This is a genomic window from Actinoplanes sp. OR16, assembly GCF_004001265.1.
In the GTDB taxonomy this organism is placed as follows: domain Bacteria; phylum Actinomycetota; class Actinomycetes; order Mycobacteriales; family Micromonosporaceae; genus Actinoplanes.
The window spans coordinates 704,594-722,068 of the sequence record NZ_AP019371.1 but is presented as its reverse complement, the minus strand read 5'-3'; the positions used below and the strand labels follow the sequence as shown (position 1 = coordinate 722,068).

Below are 17,475 nucleotides of genomic sequence, written 5' to 3'. Positions count from 1 at the left end.
TTGAACAACAGGCCGTCCCGGCAGCGTGTCTGCCGCCACGGGTCGAGGGTGTCGCCGAAGAGAGGACGGCGTGCAAGGCTGCTAGGGGGCTTCACGCAAGAGCACGGAAAGAGCGGGGAATCGGTCATGGGGATGGTCAAGGTCGTGGGGCTGGTGCTGCACCCGCGCCGGGACTGCGGTTCGGCAGTCGACACCATCGTGAACTGGGCGGCCGATCGGGGCGTGACGGTGCTCGGCCTGCCGGACGAGATCACCCGGATCGCCTGCAGCGCGGTCGCCGTGTCGCAGGAGGAGATGGTCGAGCGGGCCGGGCTGCTGGTCAGCCTGGGCGGCGACGGCACGATGCTGCGGACGATGCGGCTCGTCGAGGGCCGCAAGACGCCGGTGCTGGGCGTCAACGTGGGCCGGCTCGGGTTCCTCGCCGAGGTGGATCTGCCGGATCTCAGCGACGCGCTCTCCGCGATCGACGAGCACGACTTCACGGTGGAGACGCGCACTGCGGTCCGCACGGTGCTGCCGGACGGCCGCGCGGTGACCGCCTTCAACGACATCGCCCTGGTCCGGGTTCCCGGGCACGGTCTCGCCGCGGTCGGCATCCGGGTGGAGGAGCACGGGTTCGTCAACTACGCCGCCGACGCCGTGATCGTCTCCACGCCGACCGGGTCGACGGCGTACAGCTTCTCGGCCGGCGGCCCGATCGTCTCGCCGAACGTCGAGGCCCTGATCGTCAGCGCGGCCGCGGCACACTCGTCGTTCAACCGCTCGCTGGTGCTGGACACCTCGGAGAAGGTCAGCCTGGACGTGCTGCCGACCAGCGGCCGCCTCGCGATCGAGGTCGACGGCATCATCGAGGGCTACGCCGAGCCCGGCGCCCGCCTCGACATCCAGCCGCTGCCCGGCGCCGCCCAGGTGATCCGGTTCGGCCGCACCTCCTTCTACGAGCGGGCCCGCCGCAAGCTCCGGGTCGAGGGCAGCGCCCAGGTCGGCTCCGGCGACGTCACCGACGCGGTGGTCGTCGACAGCTTCGAGCAGCAGCGCTACGAGGTGGTGCTCGGCGGCGAGGTCGCCGGGATGCTGCACTACCGCCGCCACGGTGACCGGATCGAACTGCTGCACACGGAGGTCGACCAGGCGTTCTCCGGCCGCGGACTGGCCGGTCGCCTGGCCGCCGCGGCACTTGCCGACGCCCGTTCCCGATCCACACCCGTCACTGCGACCTGCCCGTTCGTCGCTGGATATCTAGAACGACACCCCGAGCTGAGGGACTGACCCATGGGCCATGCCGCGATCCTGACCGTCGACGACGACCCTTCCGTCTCCCGTGCCATCGCACGCGACCTGCGCCGCCGCTACGGCGACCAGTACCGGATCATCCGGGCCTCGTCCGCCTCCGAAGCCCTCGACGTGCTGCGCGAGCTGAAACTCCGCGGCGGCCGGGTCGCGGTCATGCTCGCCGACTACCGGATGCCGCAGATGAACGGCATCGAGTTCCTGGAGCAGGCGATGGACCTGTTCCCGCACGCGCGGCGGGCCCTGCTCACCGCGTACGCCGACACCGACGCCGCGATCCAGGCGATCAACGTGGTGGACGTCGACCACTACCTGCTCAAGCCGTGGGACCCGCCGGAGGAGAAGCTGTACCCGGTGATCGACGCTCTGCTCGACGCGTGGCAGGCGACCGGCGACACCGAGCTGCCGGACATCCGGGTGGTGGGCCATCGGTGGAGCGAGCCGTCGTACCAGATCCGGGATTTCCTCGCCCGGAACCTGGTGCCGTACAAATACTTCGGCGCCGACGAGCCGGAGGGCCGCCGCCTGCTGGAGGCGGCGAACGCCGGACCGGAGTCGATTCCGCTGGTGGTGACGGCCGACGGCAAGGCGCTGTCCCAGCCGAGCGTGCAGCAGGTCGCCGAGGCGGCCGGGCTCTCCACCACGCCGGGCCGGGACTTCTACGACCTGATCATCGTGGGCGGCGGGCCGGCCGGTCTGGGCGCTGCCGTCTACGGCGGCTCGGAGGGCCTCAAGACGCTGCTGGTCGAGCGCCGCGCGGTCGGCGGGCAGGCCGGGCAGAGTTCCCGGATCGAGAACTACCTCGGCTTCCCGGACGGGATCTCCGGCGCCCAGCTCACCGAGCGGGCCCGCCGGCAGTCCGACAAGTTCGCCGCGGAGACGCTGAACACCCGGGAGGTCGTCGGCCTGCGGGCGGACGGCTCGGCGCGGACGCTGACCCTCGCCGACGGCCGGGAGATCTCCTCGCACGCGGTGCTGCTCTCGACCGGCGTCTCCTACCGCCCGCTGGTGGCCGAGGGTATCGCCGACCTGACCGGCTCGGGCGTCTTCTACGGCTCGGCGTCGACCGAGGGCCCGGCCTGCGCCGGCACCGACGTCTACATCGTCGGCGGGGCGAACTCGGCGGGTCAGGCCGCGCTCTTCTTCGCCAAGTACGCGCGGAAGGTCACCCTGCTGGTCCGCGGCGACTCGCTGGAGTCGTCGATGTCGTACTACCTCATCCAGCAGCTCGCCCGGATCGAGAACATCGAGGTCCGTACCCGCTGCGAGGTGATCGGCGCGCACGGCGACGGGCACCTGCAGGCGATCACGATCTGCGACAGCAAGGACGGCACGAAGAAGACCGTCGAGTGCGGATACCTCTTCGTGTTCATCGGCGCGGAGCCGCGGACCGACTGGCTCGGGGACACCGTCGCCCGGGACGAGAAGGGCTTCATCCGTACGGGTCCGGATCTCGTGGCGAACGGCGAACGCCCGCGGGGATGGGATCGGGACCGGGATCCGTTCTATCTGGAGAGCAGTGTCCCCGGCATCTTCGCCGCCGGCGACGTCCGGGCCAACTCGATCAAACGGGTGGCCTCGGCGGTCGGCGAGGGAGCGATGGCCGTCGCGCTGGTGCATCGTTACCTGGAGGCGCAGTAGTCATGACCACCGAAACCGAAGAGATCCGGCTCTCCCCCTGTGAACCGGGCCTGCTCACCCCCGGCGAGCTGCGCACGCTGTTCCTTTTCGAGAAGCTGACCGACGAGCAGCTGACCTGGCTCGCCGAGCACGGCTGCACCATGAGCGTGCCGGCCGGCGGTCTGGTGCTGCGCGAGGGCGACCCGGCCGAGTCGTTCGTCGTGCTGCTCACCGGCACCGTCGTACTCACCCGCCGGGTCGGCGCCGACGAGGTCGAGACGAACCGCACCGAGCAGCGCGGCGTCTACATGGGCGCCACCCAGGCCTACCTTCGCGACGACGGGGTGCCGCGCAAGTACATGGGCTCGATGCGGGCGCTCTCCGACAGCGAGTTCTTCGTGCTGTCCGCGTCCGACTTCGGCTCGCTGATGCGCGAGTGGTTCCCGATGGCGATCCACCTGCTCGAAGGTCTCGCCTTCGGGATGCGCAGCTCGCAGGCGGCGATCGGCGAACGGCAGCGGCTGGCAGCGCTCGGCGCCCTCTCCGCCGGCCTCATGCACGAGCTGAACAACCCGGCGGCGGCAGCGGCCCGGGCCACCGGCGCGCTGCGTCAGCGGGTCGCCGCGATGCGGATGAAACTCGGCAAGCTGGCCGCCGGCAAGGTCGCCCCGGACCGCCTGGTCGCGCTGCTCGAACTCCAGGAGGAGGTCATCGAGCGGGCCGCGAAGGCGCCGGCGCTCACCGCGATGCAGACCGCCGACCTGGAGGACGAGCTCGGCGACTGGATGGACGACCACGGCATCACCGGCGGCTGGGACGTCGCCCCGGTCTTCGCGCAGGGCGGCATCGACACCGAGTGCCTCTCGGAGATCGAGCAGCGCCTCGCCTCCGCTGAACTGCTCGACCAGGCGATCCACTGGATCGGGTACGCGCTGGAGACCGAGCAGCTGATGACCGACATCGAGGACGCGTCCGGCCGGGTGTCGTCGCTGGTGTCGGCCGCCAAGCAGTACTCGCACGTGGACCGTGCCGCACACCAGTGGATCGACGTGCACGGTGGTCTGGACAGCACGCTCGTGATGCTCTCTCACAAGATCGGCGAGGGCGTACGGGTGGTGAAGGACTACGACCGGACGCTCCCGCAGGTCCCGGCCCACCCCGCCGAGCTCAACCAGGTGTGGACGAACCTGATCGACAACGCGGTGCACGCGATGGCGGGGCAGGGGACGCTGACGATCCGGACGTACCGGGAGGCCGACCGGGTGGTGGTGTCGGTCGGCGACACCGGGCCGGGGATGCCGCCCGAGGTGCGCAAACGTGTCTTCGAGCCGTTCTTCACCACGAAGCCGGTGGGCGAGGGGACCGGCCTGGGACTGGACATCTCCTACCGGATCGTGGTGAACGGCCACGGCGGGGACATCTCGGTGCAGTCCCAGCCGGGTGACACGGAGTTCGTGGTGCGGCTGCCGATCGCCGAGCCGGCGTCGGCATAGGGGTCAGAGCAGGCCGCGCACGTAGGCGGCCTGCCCCGCGTGCTGCACGTCGTCGTCGATGATGCTCACCAGGCGGACGCCGAGGGTGACCGGCGGTTCCCAGTTCGCGTCGATCACCCGGTCCAGGTCCGCGGGAGTGACGCCGCGCAGGTAGTCGAGCGTGCGCGCGTGCACCGCCGCGTAGTAGTCGGCGAGCGCCTGCCAGTTCTCCGGCTGCACCGCGGCGACCTGCTGCGGCGAGTGGCCGTAACCGTGGTCGGACGGGTCCGGCTTCAGGCCGAACCGGGGCGCCCACTCGCCGCTGATGTAGACCTGCTCGGCGCCGGTCAGGTCGGCGATCTGGGCGTCCTGACCGCGGGCCAGGTGCCAGACCAGCCAGCCGATCGTGTTGGCGCCGGGCTTCGGCGCCCAGCGCAGCTGCGACGGGGTGAGGTCGCGGACGGCGGTGTCGACCAGTTCGGGAAGGCGGCCGTGCGCCTCGATCAGGATGTCGGTGGCGTTCATCGTCACTCCGTGCCTTCCTGGGCGCCGGTGGTGCCGGCCCCGCTGTCGATGCTGCCCGTGTCGCTCTTCCCAGAACCGGAACCGGAGTCGGACCCCGAGTCGGCGCCTGTGCCGGCACCCGGATCCTGAGTGGCCGGATCTTGAGTGGCCGGATCCTGGGTGCCGGTGTCGCCGGATCCGGTGCCGGGATCGGTGGTCGCATCGGGGTTCGGGGTGGTCTCCGTCGCGTCCTCGGCCGGCTCCTGCGTCGCTCCGTCGGTCGAGGTGGTCGCCGGCGCGGGTTCCTTCTCCTCCGTATTACCGGACTTCTCCGGCGAGTCGCCACCGTTTCCGGAGAGCTGGAACAGGGTCGGGCTGCCGCCGTCCCCGCCCCGGGTGGCGTCCGCCGCTGACTTGCCGGTCAGCAGTTCGGCGGCGGTCAGCGTGGCGAGGCCGAGCACGAAGAGAGCGCCCGCGACCATGGCGACCCGCTTCCAGCGGATGGTGCGAGGGGCGTTTCCGGACGGCGGCTCTTCGGCGGCCGCCACTTCCGGCGTGCCGACGGCGGCCTGAGCGGCCATCGGCGTCGTGACGAACGCGGACTGCAGCTTCTTGGTGCCGTGGTCCAGATAGCGGTGATAGACCTCGGTGCCGATCGAGCTGATCAGGCTGGCCACCGCCGCGCCGATCACCGTGCCGGCGACGCCCAGGAACGAGCCGACCACGGCGGCCGAGACGGCGGCGAGAGTGCCGGCGATGGTCTTCGGGATGTCGATGTTCGACCAGATCCGAGGCTGCGCGAGGTCGGACATTTCCCTCCTCTGGGAGTATGGGTGTCAGCGCCAGCTTCTGCCCTTTACCGCCACCCCCAGGGATAAACCTCTATCCCTGCCGCCCGGCCAGAGCGAAGCGCGACGCGAGGGCCTCCCGCAGCGGCCGGATCACGATGCCGTCCTCCTGCTCCATCTTGCGTCGGGCCAGGCGGCGGGTCCGCAGGATGCCGAGGACACCGATCGCCGCGACGCCGAACTGCACCGACATGGCGACCCGGAAGTCGTCGATGTGATAGTCGGCACTGCCACCCGTACGGGCGTCCAGGACCAGCCCGATCAACAGGATGGAGAGCAGCGACGCCACGAAGCCGCCGACGTTCACCACGCCGGTCGCGGTGCCGAGCCGGCTGGGCGGGTTGAAGCTGCGGGCGTAGTCGAATCCGATCATCGACCCGGGGCCGCCGAGGCCGAGCGCCACCACCAGCAGCACGAGCAGCGGCATCGGCGCCTGCCCGGGCCACGCCAGGACCAGGGCCCAGGCGCCCATGTTCACGGCGACGATGCCGAGCACCAGCAGCGAGCGGCGCAGCGGGAACCGCTGGGTGAGCATGCCGAGCACCGGGCCGGAGGCCATGCCGGTCAGCACGAACACGATCAGCAGGGTGCTGGCCGTGCCGCGGCTCAGCCCCTCGCCGGCGATCAGGAACGGCACGCCCCACATCAGGGCGAAGACGGTTCCGGTGAACTGGGTGGTGAAGTGGGTCCAGAGTCCGAGCCGGGTGCCGGGGTGCCGCCACGCGCCGGACAGGTCGGCGCCGAGCCGCTGCCAGGTGACCGCGCTGCCGCTGTTGACCCGCCGTTGCGGGGTGTCGTGCAGGGCCGCGAAGGCGACCAGCGCCACGAAGACCCCGGCGGCCGCGGCGCCACCGAACGCGATGGTCCAGCCGGGGCCGGCGAGCAGGGCCGCCAGCGGCACGGCGGAGAGCACCTGTCCGATCTGGCCCACGATGCCGGTGACCTGGGTGAGCACCGGGACACGCCGGGGCGGGAACCAGTGCGGTACGAGTCGCAGCACGCTGATGAACGTCATCGCATCACCGGCGCCGACCAGCACCCGGGCCGCGACGGCGCCCGTCACGTCGTCGCTGAACGCCATGAGCAGCTGCCCGGCGGCCATCAGGAGCGCGCCGGAGAGCACCAGCCGCAGCGATCCGAATCGGTCGAGCAGCATCCCGACCGGGATCTGCAGGCCGGCGTAGACCAGCAGCTGGAGAACCGCGAAGCTGGCGAGCGCGCTCGCGCCGATGTCGAACCGGTGCTGCGCGTCCAGCCCGGCCACGCCGAGCGAGGTGCGGTGCAGGACGGCGACGACGTAGGCGGCGAGGCCGGCGGACCACACGGCCCAGGCCCGGGTTTCGGGACGCAGGCGCATGGCTCGCCTTTCAGCCGGAAGTCAGGATCCTCTCAAGCCTTTCTCGGCCGGCCTCCCGCGACAACGTGCGCTTGTTCACTGATCCTTCTTCACCGTGACTCCTTCTCCACCGTGACGAGGTGCGTCTCCAGCCACGCGAGCACCTCGCGCAGGTACTCCGCCCGCGACGACCGGTGCAGCAGCTCGTGGCCCTCGCCGGGGAAGAGCAGGTAGCGGTGCTCGACCCCGCGCTCGGCCAGGGCCTTGACCACCTGTTCCGCCTCGATCACCGGCACGTTGCTGTCGTTCTCGCCGTGCACGACGAGCAGCGGCGTGCGCAGCCGGTCGATGCGCGTCATCGGCGACAGATCACGCAGCAGGTCGGCGTCGCGGACCGGATCGCCGTACTTGCTGACGGCAGCGGCGGCGATCCACGGCTCGGTGTGCCGGTAGAACGTCTCGAAGTCGGACATGCCGCACACGTCGATGCCGACGTCGAAGAGATCCGGGAACGTGGTCAGCGCCGCCAGCGTGAGGTAGCCGCCGTAGGAGCGGCCCATGCAGCCCAGCGAGGTGCTGACGCCGGAATCGCGGAGGTAGCCGGCGCACGTCCGGACGTCTTCGATCGCCGCGTACCGCAGCGCGCCGTTGTCGGCGTCCACGAAACTCCGCCCGAATCCCGACGACCCGCGGACGTTGGCGGCGAAGACGGCGATGCCCCGGTTCACCAGCGACTGGAAGAGTGGGCCGTGACCAGGCCTCTCCTGCGCTTCCGGGCCGCCGTGCAGCCAGAGCACGGTCGGGTGCGGCCCGGCGGTGCGCGGCCGGAAGAGCCAGCCGGTCAGCGTGAGCCCGTCGTGCGCCGGGAAGACTTCCAGGGTCGGCCGGACCGCATCGGGCGCCGCGGCGTCCGCCGAGACCGCGCTGACCCGGCCGGTCGCGCGATCCCAGACCCAGACGCCGTGCGGCTGCCCCGGCCCCTCCGCCGTGAACGCGAGCGTCGATCCGTCGAAACTCCACGCGAGCTCGCCGACCACCAGGCCCGGCAGCGGCGAGATCAGCTCCGGGACGCGATCACCGTCGTGGTCCAGGCCGATCAGCGCGACCTCCGACTCTCCGCCACGCACGTTCCACAACACCGCGGAGGTACGCCCGTCGGCCGTCACCGCGAAATCCTCGACCTCACCGGGAGACATGCCGACCGGCTCGTCGGTGGCCGAGCGGTCCGTGACCGTTCCGGCGGCCGCGGTGGGAGACCTCTCCTTCATGGCGAGCCGGGCCACGCCGGTCGGCCGGTCACCGGTCATCGCCTCCACGGCGTCGCCGTCGATCCGCAGCAGCACCGGGCGCTCGCCGTCCTGGCTGAGCGCGTAGACGCAGCCGCCACCGGGACTGAACACGGCCCGCTCGCCCCGCGTCACCGGCTTCTCCACGCCACTGCCGAGATCGCGCAGCACGATCTCCCGCGCGCCACGGGGTCCGTACCGCAGAAGCGCGAAGCGCCCGGCCGGATCCATGTCCAGAAGCGCGAGAAGCTCTCCCCGCGCGACCACCGTCCGGGTCTCCTGCACCACGTCGATGAGGACCGCGGTGGTGAGGTTCTCGGTCAGCGCGAGCACCGGCCGGCCCGGCAGCCAGCGCATGTTCTCCGCGGTGTCCGCGCCGAACCCGGCCACCTGGTGCAGGTCGGAGCCGTCCGGCCGGACCAGCCAGATCTCGTGCCGGGGTGCGCCGCCGGGAGTGATCTCGCAGGCCAGCCAGCCGCCGCCGGACGACCAGCGCACCGCGGCGACCGGCTCGGGACCGGTGTCGACCCGGAAGGTCAGGTCGCTGCCGACCGGCTGCACCCAGACGGCCGGGACACCGCCGCGGTCGGAGACGTACGCCAGATGCCGGCCGTCCGGGGAGAGGGTGGGTGACCAGTTGCCGGCGACCTCCGACTCCTGCCGGGGGCCGGATGGATCACTCCAGCCCACCGGTAGCACGGTGACATCGACACGGCTGAGCTGACCACCCATCCAGACCTCCTAGATCCCGTTCTCCTGCAACCACATCTCCAGCAGCGCGAGCTGCCACAACTGATTCGCCCCGAGGGTCGTGCGCGGCGTGTTCGGGTCGGCCAGCAGCGCCTCGACGTACGCCGGGCGGAACAGCGCCCGGTCCCGCGCGGCGGGCGCGGACAGCGCGTCGCGCACCTTCTCCAGCATCGTGCCTTCCAGATGCCGGATGCCGGGAACCGGGAAGTAACCCTTCGGCCGGTCGATCACCTCGTCCGGCACCAGGCCACGGGCCGCGTCCTTGAGCACCCCCTTGCCGCCCTGCGCCAGTTTCACCTCCGGCGGGCACGCCGCCGCGAACTCGACGAGCTCGTGATCCAGGAACGGTACGCGTGCTTCCAGGCCCCACGCCATAGTCATGTTGTCGACCCGTTTGACCGGATCGTCGACGAGCATCACCTGCGAGTCGAGGCGCAGTGCCGCATCGACCGCAGTGGTGGCGCCCGGCCGCCCGAAACTCTCCCGCACGAACTCCAGCGAGGGATCGTTCTCGGTCAGCCACTCGGGGTTGAGCTGTCGTGCCAGATCGCCGTGCGGCCTGTCGAAGAACTCCTTCGCATAGGCCTCGACGGCCTGGTCGCGCGGAACGCCGGCGAGGGGCGGGTACCAGCTGTAGCCGGCGAGGATCTCGTCAGCGCCCTGCCCCGATTGTACGACCTTGACCTGCTTCGCCACATCTTCACTGAGCAGGTTGAACGCGATGCAGTCGTGGCTCACCATCGGCTCGCTCATCGCCGCGACGGTCCGCTCGACGGCCGGCAGGAACCGGTCCCGTCCGATTCTGATCTGGTGATGCTCGGTGCCGAACTTCTTCGCGACCAGATCCGAGTACGCGAACTCGTCGCCGCTCTCCCCGCCGCCCGACTCGAATCCGATGCTGAACGTGGTCAGCCCGGTCTGCCCCTGCTCGGCCAGCAGCGCCACGATGAAGCTCGAGTCGAGACCGCCGGAGAGCAGCACCCCGACCGGCACATCGGCGACCATCCGGCGCTCGACCGCCACCCGCAGCTTCTCCCGCAGCTCAGCGGCCCAGTCCGTCTCCCGGGCGAGACGGGTGTGGCTCGCCTCCCAGTAGACCCGCTCGGTCGACGTCCCGTCCTTGCGGATCACCCGGACCGTGGCCGGTGGCAGCTTGCGTACCCCGGCCAGGATCGTCCGCGGCGCCGGCACCACCGAATGGAACGTCATGTAGTGGTGCAGCGCGACCTTGTCGATGCTGGTGTCGACGCCACCGGCCGCGAGCAGGGCCGGCAGCGTCGAGGCGAACCGCAGCCGGCCCGGGGACTCGGCCAGGTAGAGCGGCTTGATGCCGAGGCGGTCGCGGGCCAGCGTGACGGTCCCGGAGCCGTGCTCGGCGATCGCGAAGGCGAACATGCCAAGGAACCGGGTGACACAGTCGGCCCCCCAGCGGTGGAACGCCTTCAGGATCACTTCGGTGTCCGAGTGCGAGCGGAAGCTGTAGCCGTACGACTGAAGCTCTTCCCGCAGTTGCCGGTAGTTGTAGATGCAGCCGTTGAAGACCACGGTGAGGCCGAGCTGCTCGTCCGTCATCGGCTGGCCACCGGCGTCCGAGAGGTCGATGATCCTCAGCCGCCGGTGGCCGAACGCCACACGCTCTCTCGCCCACAGTCCTTCGCCGTCCGGACCTCTGCTCTCCAGGCAGGGCAGCATCCGGCGGACCGCATCGGTGTCCGCGGATCGGTCGCCGTAACAGATCTCTCCGGCGATCCCGCACATGTGAATCCTCCTCAGTTCATCCCAACAGCCAGGTGTCCTTCGAGCCGCCGCCGCGCGAGGAATTGACGATCATGCTGCCCGCCGGGGCGACCCGGGTGAGCGCTGCCGGGGCGACGGTCGAGTGCTTCCCGGTGAACACGAACGCGCGCAGGTCGACGTGCCGCGGCGCGAGCCGGTGACCGTCGAAGACCGGGTGCGTGGAGAGCTGCACCAGCTCCTGCGCCACCCAGCGGTGCGGCGCCGTCTGGATCTGGCGGCGCAGTGCGGTCAGCTCGTCGGCGGTGGCGTGCGGGCCGATCACGATCCGGTCGCCGCCGTAGCCGTCGACCGGCTTGCAGACCAGCTCGTCCAGGCGGGACAGCACCTCGACCCGCTGATCCGGGATGCCGCACAGATAGGTCGTCACGTCCGCGAGGATCGGCTTCTCCCCGAGGTAGTAATCGATCATGCGAGGCACGTAGGCGTAGATGGCCTTGTCGTCGGCGATGCCGTTGCCCAGCGCGTTCGCCAGCACGACGGTGTCCGCGTGCAGGGCGGCGACCAGGCTCGGGCCGAGCGGCATCCCGTCCGCGCCCGGCGAGTGCACCAGGCTGTCCTCGCCCATCCGCAGATAGATCACGTCGACCGGGTGCCGGTGGCCGTCGCGCAGGCGCCAGACCCGGCCCTCGTCGACGAAGAGCTCGGTGCTGCGGACCACCGGGACGTCCATCGCCTCGGCCAGCATCCTGTGCTCGAACCAGGCCGAGTCGTCCGGTCCCTGGCTCAGCACGACGAGGGCGGGATCGTCGCCCGCGGCCGGGCCGGCCGCCTCCAGCAGCGCCCGCTTCAGCAGCTTCGGGGTGTCCTCGACCGAGATCAGGCCGGCCGGCCGGGGCAGCTCGGGCAGGACGCTCCAGGTCAGACGGCGGTTCTGCATGGCGTACGCGATGCCCGACGGCACGCGGAGGTTGTCCTCGAGGACACGCCATTCCCCGGTCACCGAGTCCTTGACCAGGTCCACGCCCGCCACCTGCGTGCGCACCGCCCGGCGGTGGATCAGGGCGCCGCTGGCCCGCAGCTCGGGCGAGCCGTTGACGACCCATTCCGGGAGGACGCCGTCGCTGACGATCTGGCGGTCGCCGTACACGTCGTTGAGGAACGCGTCGAGCGCCTGCACCCGCTGGGTGAGACCGGCCCGCAGGTGGGCCCAGTCGGATGCCGGGACGAGCCGCGGCACCAGGTCGAACGGGAAGAGCCGGGTCGCCGCCTCGCCGGCCACGCTGAACGTGATCCCGCGGGCCCGCTGCTCGTCGTCCCGCTTGTCCTCCCGGTGCCGCAGTCCGGTCGCGCCGAGCGCGGTGAGCACCGGCAGGATCCCGGCGTACGCCGGGTCGACCCGCCCGTCCGGGAACGCCTCGTCACCGGCGGCACCGTACGTCTCCAGCCGCGCCGGCTCCGGCATCCCGGCCGGTCCGGTGCCGGTCACGTTGCCCCGGGTGTCCGCCACCAGCAGATCCACTACGTCGGCGAGCCGGCCACGGCGGGCCAGCGCACGCCGCTGCCGAGCCGCCGAACTGCCCCGGCTCAGCGCCCGCAGCGAGAGATCGAACACCTGCTCCCAGTCGCCCAGCTCCTCCAGCTGCGGGCGGAGCTCGCCGATCAGGCGCTCCACCGCCGCCGCGGCCGGAATCGGGACCGGCGAGCGCGGCAGGTCCAGCAGGTCACCCTCCAGGCCGGACCGGGCGGCCCGCCACATCGCGGCCCGGTGCAGGGGCGGCCGGGCGGCGGGCATCGGCTCGCCCGCCCGGTGCTGCTGGCGGGCCCGCAGCACGAGGGCCCGGAACAGGCCGGCGATCAGAACGACCGTCTCGGTGTCCGGGCTGGCGTCGGTGACCCGCAACTCGACCGTCGGCACGTGCGCCGACGGCCGTACGTCGAAATAGACCATCTTCGGGTCGCTGATCGTCCCGGAGGCGATCAGATCGCTGACCAGCTCCTCGTGCTCGGCCGCGGACTGCAGCGGGCCGCTGTCGCCGGCCGTCGGCCAGCGCATCCAAACTAGGGAGCGGACGCTGGCGTACCCGGAGTCCTCGCCCATCCAGTAGGGCGAGCTGGCCGAGAGTGCCAGTAGCACCGGCAGCACCGGCGACACCCGCTGCGCGACGGCGACCGCCTCGTCCCGGTCCGGGATCCCGACGTGCACCTGGGTTCCGCAGATCAGCTGCTCCCGGACGAGCATCTGGTATTCGTGCAGCATCCGGTGGTAGCGGGTGGTGGGCGTCACCGGCAGCCGGTCCAGGTCCACCAGCGGGACCGTCCCGGACGCGACGAGGCCGAGACCCAGCGACTCGGCTACCGCGATGGCCGTACGCCGGCGCCCCGTGATCCCGTCCCGGAGACCGTCAAGGGTGGCGCTGACCGGTGTGTTCGTCTCCACGACCGAGCGGTGCAGCTCGGCGGAGAACTGGCTCGAGTCCAGCTGGTCGAGGATCTCCGGAGCCCGGGGTACGAGCTCGCGGGTGGCCAGATCGACGACGTGCAACTCCTCTTCGACACCTAGGGTGAGCTCGTCGGGACCCTTCCGTTGAACAGGGACTGGTGCCTGAAGGGACTCCGTCATCGACCGCCTCCGCTTTCGCCTGATTTCCTGGCGAGCTTTCCCATCTCATGTAGCGAATCTGTGACGTGCCCGTTTCGCGCTCTCGTCAAGCATCTTCCGGGTGTGAGGTCGACCGGCCCGTCCGGCACGTGCCGGAGATGTGTAACCTCGGCCGGTGGCTGGTGTTCAACCTCGGAGGTCCTGATGAGCAGCGTCGTCGTAATCACCGGCTCCGCCGGACTGATCGGGTCCGAGGCGGTCCGGCACTTCACCGGGCTCGGCATGGACGTGGTCGGCCTCGACAACGACATGCGCGGCTACTTCTTCGGCGCCGACGGCTCCACCAAGGGAAACCTGGAGCGGCTGACCAAGGAGGTCGGCGCCCGCTACACCCACCACGGCATCGACATCCGTGACCGGGACGGCCTCGACAAGCTCTTCGCCGGCCTCGGCAAGAACATCGGCCTGGTGATCCACGCGGCCGCGCAGCCGAGCCACGACTGGGCCGCCCGCGAGCCGTTCACCGACTTCGACGTCAACGCGGTCGGCACGATCAACATGCTCGAGGCGACCCGGAAGCACGCGATCGACGCGCCCTTCATCTTCACCTCGACCAACAAGGTCTACGGCGACCTGCCGAACTCGCTGCCGCTGATCGAGCAGGAGACCCGCTGGGAGCTGCCGGCCGACCACCAGTGGTACGAGGGCATCGACGAGACCATGTCGATCGACCAGTCCCTGCACTCGGTCTTCGGCGCTTCCAAGGTCGCCGCCGACGTGATGGTCCAGGAGTACGGCCGCTACTTCGACATGCCCACCGCCGTCTTCCGCGGTGGCACGCTCACCGGCCCCGGTCACTCCGCCGCCGAACTGCACGGCTTCCTGGCGTACGTCATGCGTTGCGTGATGGAACAGCGCCTCTACCGGATCTACGGCTACAAGGGCAAGCAGGTCCGCGACGCGATCCACTCGTCCGACCTGGTCTCCGCGTTCGAGGCCTTCCACGCCGCCCCGCGCGTCGCCGAGGTCTACAACATGGGCGGCGGCCGCACCTCCAACTGCAGCGTCCTCGAGGCCTTCCAGATCGCCTCCGAGATCGCCGGCGTGGAGGCGAAGACCGAGTACGTCCCGGAGAACCGCATCGGCGACCACCAGTGGTGGATCAGCAGCACGGCCCGCTTCGAGGAGCACTACCCGTCCTGGAGCGTCAAGTACGACGTACCGATGATCCTCCGCGACATGCACGAGTCCAACAAGGACCTCTGGAAGGCCTGACGAGCCTCCTCCCAGAAACCCACGGCCCGGTTTTTACGCGGCCGTGGGTTTCTGTCGTTGCGGGGCCTTGACCAGTGCACGAGCCTGCGGCCGGGGTAGCGGCGGCCGTAGCTGAAGCACGTTGTGGGTCTGGCCCGAGGTGTCTGGGCTACGGCTTGGGTGGAGGGCAGTGAAGGGGGAGGTGTGATGGGGCGGCTATCTGGGGCGGAAGGGTTCAAGCGGGGCGAGGAGCGGCTTGAGCGATATCTCGGAAAAAACGGGTTAGAGCGGGTGGCCGGTGTGGTTGCGGGCTTACCTCTAGGAGGGCCGATCGATTTGTTGGAAAGAAGGTCGCGGACCCTAAGAAATTCGGCGGGAGGGCCTCCTCGGCGGAGGACTTGCTGAAGGATCTTGCATGGGAAGCTGAGATGCTGCTGAGTGCCAGGCGGCAGTTTGCTGTGTTTTGCAAGTAAGGGCCGGTTGCGTAATGACCCGTTAACCAATATTCGGTATTTTGCTGAAATGTCCGACTTGACGCAACTGTTGCGCCGGGACTTGCCGGCGTCCATCGTCGTGTTCCTGATCGCCATCCCGTTGTCGCTGGGTATCGCCGCGGCATCCGGGGCCCCGCTCCTGGCGGGGTTGGTCGCCGCGGTTGTCGGCGGCATCGTCGCGGGCGCCCTAGGTGGCGCTCCACTACAGGTGAGCGGCCCCGCGGCCGGCCTCACCGTGATCGTCGCCGGAGCCGTGAGCGACTTCGGGTTCGCCGGTACGGCCGCCATCGTCGCGGTCGCCGGGCTCGTCCAGATCCTTCTCGGCCTGACCCGTATGGGGCGGGTCGCTCTCGCACTCTCACCCGCCGTCGTGCACGGCATGCTGGCCGGTATCGGCCTGGTCATCGCGCTGAGCCAGGTCCACGTGATGCTGGGTGGCGCGCCGCAGAGTTCCGCCTGGGCGAACCTGCGGGACCTGCCGGCGCAGATCGTCACCCATCACGGGGCGGCGGCGCTGCTGGGGGTCGCCACCGTGGCGATCCTGATCCTCTGGCCGAGGCTGGTGAAGATCTCGCTGCTGCCGGCGGCACTGGTGGCGGTGGTGTCGATGACGGCGGTCGCCGCCGTGACCGGCGCCGACGTGGTGCGGGTCAACCTGCCGGACGAGCCGCTCGCCGGGCTGATCCGGCCGGCCTGGCCTGATGCGCCGGTCCGCGCGATCGTCGTGGCGGTGATGACGATCGCCCTGGTGGCGAGCGTGGAATCGCTGCTCTCGGCGGTCGCCGTGGACCGGATGCACGACGGCAAGCGGGCCAACCTGAACCGTGAGCTGGTCGGCCAGGGCGCCGCGAACACGGTGTCCGGACTGCTCGGCGGCCTGCCGGTGACCGGGGTGATCGTGCGGTCGTCGACGAACGTGGCGGCCGGCGCGCGTACCCGGGCCTCGGCGATCATGCATGGCCTGTGGATCGCGGCGTTCGTGCTGCTGTTCGCGGGCCTGCTGGAGACCATCCCGATGGCGGTGCTCGCCGCGGTGCTGATCGTGGTGGGTCTGCGGCTGGTGAGCCTCGCCCAGATGAAGACCTACGCGCGGCACCGGGAGCTGCCGACGTACCTGGTCACGGCGCTCGGCGTGGTCTTCACCGACCTGCTGACCGGTGTGGCGCTGGGCATGGTCACGGCGGCCCTGATGATCCTCTGGCGGCTCACCCGCTGTGAGATCCGCCGGGTGCCGAAGGCCCCCGGCCAGTGGCTCGTCACGATCACCGGCACGCTGGCGTTCGTCGAGTCGGCGCGGCTCACCCGCGAGCTCGGTGCGCTTCCGGCCGGCGAGGAGGTCGACGTCGAGCTGCACCTCGACTACCTGGATCACGGGGCGTTCGAGACGATCCGGGACTGGCAGGAGGGCTACGAGCGGGCCGGTGGTCAGGTCCGGATCCGGGAGGTGCACGACTCCTGGTTCCACCAGGCGAAGTCCGGGCGGCTGGGCGGCGGCAAGCGTACGCCCCGGCTGGTCGGTTCCTGGTCGCGCTGGCAGGGCATGGACCACCAGCGCCGGGACGCGATGGCCGCGGGGATCGCCGAGTTCGAGCGCTCGGTGGCGCCGCTGGTCCGGCCGCACCTGGCCGACCTGGCGCGGGACGGCCAGCGGCCGGAGCAGCTGTTCATCACCTGTGCGGATTCGCGCCTCGTGCCGAATCTGATCACCGCGAGCGGTCCGGGTGACCTGTTCTGCGTGCGCAACGTCGGAAACATCGTGCCGCACAGCGAGAAGGCCGACTCGTCGGTGGGTGCTGCCGTCGAGTACGCCGTCGACGTCCTCGGCGTCACCACGATCACGGTGTGCGGCCATTCCGGGTGCGGCGCGGTCCGGGCATTGATGAGCGATGCCGCACGGCGGGGGTCGGCCTTGGGCGATTGGCTTTCGCTGTCGGGTGTACGTTTCACCGACCCGAGCGATGAGCAGCTCTGCTGCACCGAGAACGTGACGCAGCAGATCGTCAATCTGCGCACCTACCCGGCGGTCCGCGAAGCCGAGGCGGCCGGCCGCCTGCGCCTCACCGGGATGTACTTCGACCTCGCCGAGGCCCGGATGTACGAGGTGGACGCCGACCTGGGCGCCCGCCCGGTGACCGCCGCGGAGACGACCGGCGCGAAGACCGGGGAGAACGCCGAGGCGAACCGGGACGACGACCTGACCGGAGCCGCTGCCTGACCGGTGGCGGCCAGCACCTCTGAACCGCTGCCGGGGGAGCAGTGGAGAGATGAGCCCGTGCCGTCGGCAC

11 protein-coding genes are annotated in these 17,475 nt (G+C 70.5%); 5 read left to right on the top strand and 6 right to left on the bottom strand.

Going from position 1 to position 17,475, the window contains the following annotated elements; all coding sequences use genetic code 11:
* The first annotated feature begins 126 nt into the window (after nt 1–126).
* The 3 genes from EP757_RS03260 to EP757_RS03250 are packed head-to-tail and all read left to right on the top strand — an operon-like array spanning nt 127 to nt 4,403.
* Nucleotides 127–1,269, top strand: coding sequence for an NAD(+)/NADH kinase (locus EP757_RS03260; protein ID WP_127542723.1), 1,143 nt, complete (start codon nt 127–129; stop codon nt 1,267–1,269).
* A 3-nt stretch (nt 1,270–1,272) separates the two neighbouring features.
* A complete protein-coding gene (locus EP757_RS03255) occupies nt 1,273–2,931 on the top strand; it encodes an FAD-dependent oxidoreductase (RefSeq protein WP_127542722.1) in 1,659 nt (552 codons plus the stop codon).
* Nucleotides 2,932–2,933: 2 nt separating this feature from the next.
* Nucleotides 2,934–4,403, top strand: coding sequence for an ATP-binding protein (locus EP757_RS03250; protein WP_127542721.1), 1,470 nt, complete (start codon nt 2,934–2,936; stop codon nt 4,401–4,403).
* Between the two features lie 3 nt (nt 4,404–4,406).
* Here the strand turns inward: EP757_RS03250 and EP757_RS03245 are convergent, their stop codons facing one another.
* The 6 genes from EP757_RS03245 to EP757_RS03220 form a co-directional block, all read right to left on the bottom strand.
* Nucleotides 4,407–4,907, bottom strand: coding sequence for a DinB family protein (locus tag EP757_RS03245; protein WP_127542720.1), 501 nt, complete (start codon nt 4,905–4,907; stop codon nt 4,407–4,409).
* Nucleotides 4,908–4,909: 2 nt separating this feature from the next.
* Nucleotides 4,910–5,698 carry a hypothetical protein gene (locus EP757_RS03240; RefSeq protein ID WP_127542719.1) on the bottom strand — a complete coding sequence of 263 codons (789 nt, stop codon included), beginning with the start codon at nt 5,696–5,698 and terminating at the stop codon, nt 4,910–4,912.
* A gap of 70 nt (nt 5,699–5,768) precedes the next feature.
* Nucleotides 5,769–7,091 (bottom strand): nitrate/nitrite transporter, encoded by a 1,323-nt coding sequence (locus tag EP757_RS03235; RefSeq protein ID WP_127542718.1) that lies wholly within the window; start codon nt 7,089–7,091, stop codon nt 5,769–5,771.
* Nucleotides 7,092–7,180: 89 nt separating this feature from the next.
* Nucleotides 7,181–9,088: a prolyl oligopeptidase family serine peptidase gene (locus EP757_RS03230; protein WP_127542717.1), complete on the bottom strand. Its 1,908-nt coding sequence runs from the start codon at nt 9,086–9,088 to the stop codon at nt 7,181–7,183.
* Nucleotides 9,089–9,097: 9 nt separating this feature from the next.
* Nucleotides 9,098–10,864: an N-acetylglutaminylglutamine amidotransferase gene (locus EP757_RS03225; protein WP_127542716.1), complete on the bottom strand. Its 1,767-nt coding sequence runs from the start codon at nt 10,862–10,864 to the stop codon at nt 9,098–9,100.
* A 16-nt stretch (nt 10,865–10,880) separates the two neighbouring features.
* On the bottom strand, nt 10,881–13,463 hold the full coding sequence (locus EP757_RS03220) for a carboxylate--amine ligase/circularly permuted type 2 ATP-grasp protein (RefSeq protein WP_127542715.1): 2,583 nt from the start codon (nt 13,461–13,463) through the stop codon (nt 10,881–10,883).
* 183 nt (nt 13,464–13,646) lie between these two features.
* On the opposite strand from EP757_RS03220, the gene EP757_RS03215 reads away from it, so the two are divergent.
* Both EP757_RS03215 and EP757_RS03210 read left to right on the top strand, forming a co-directional pair.
* Nucleotides 13,647–14,717 carry an NAD-dependent epimerase/dehydratase family protein gene (locus tag EP757_RS03215; RefSeq protein WP_127542714.1) on the top strand — a complete coding sequence of 357 codons (1,071 nt, stop codon included), beginning with the start codon at nt 13,647–13,649 and terminating at the stop codon, nt 14,715–14,717.
* 501 nt (nt 14,718–15,218) lie between these two features.
* Nucleotides 15,219–17,405, top strand: coding sequence for a bifunctional SulP family inorganic anion transporter/carbonic anhydrase (locus EP757_RS03210; protein ID WP_127542713.1), 2,187 nt, complete (start codon nt 15,219–15,221; stop codon nt 17,403–17,405).
* Nucleotides 17,406–17,475 lie beyond the last annotated feature (70 nt).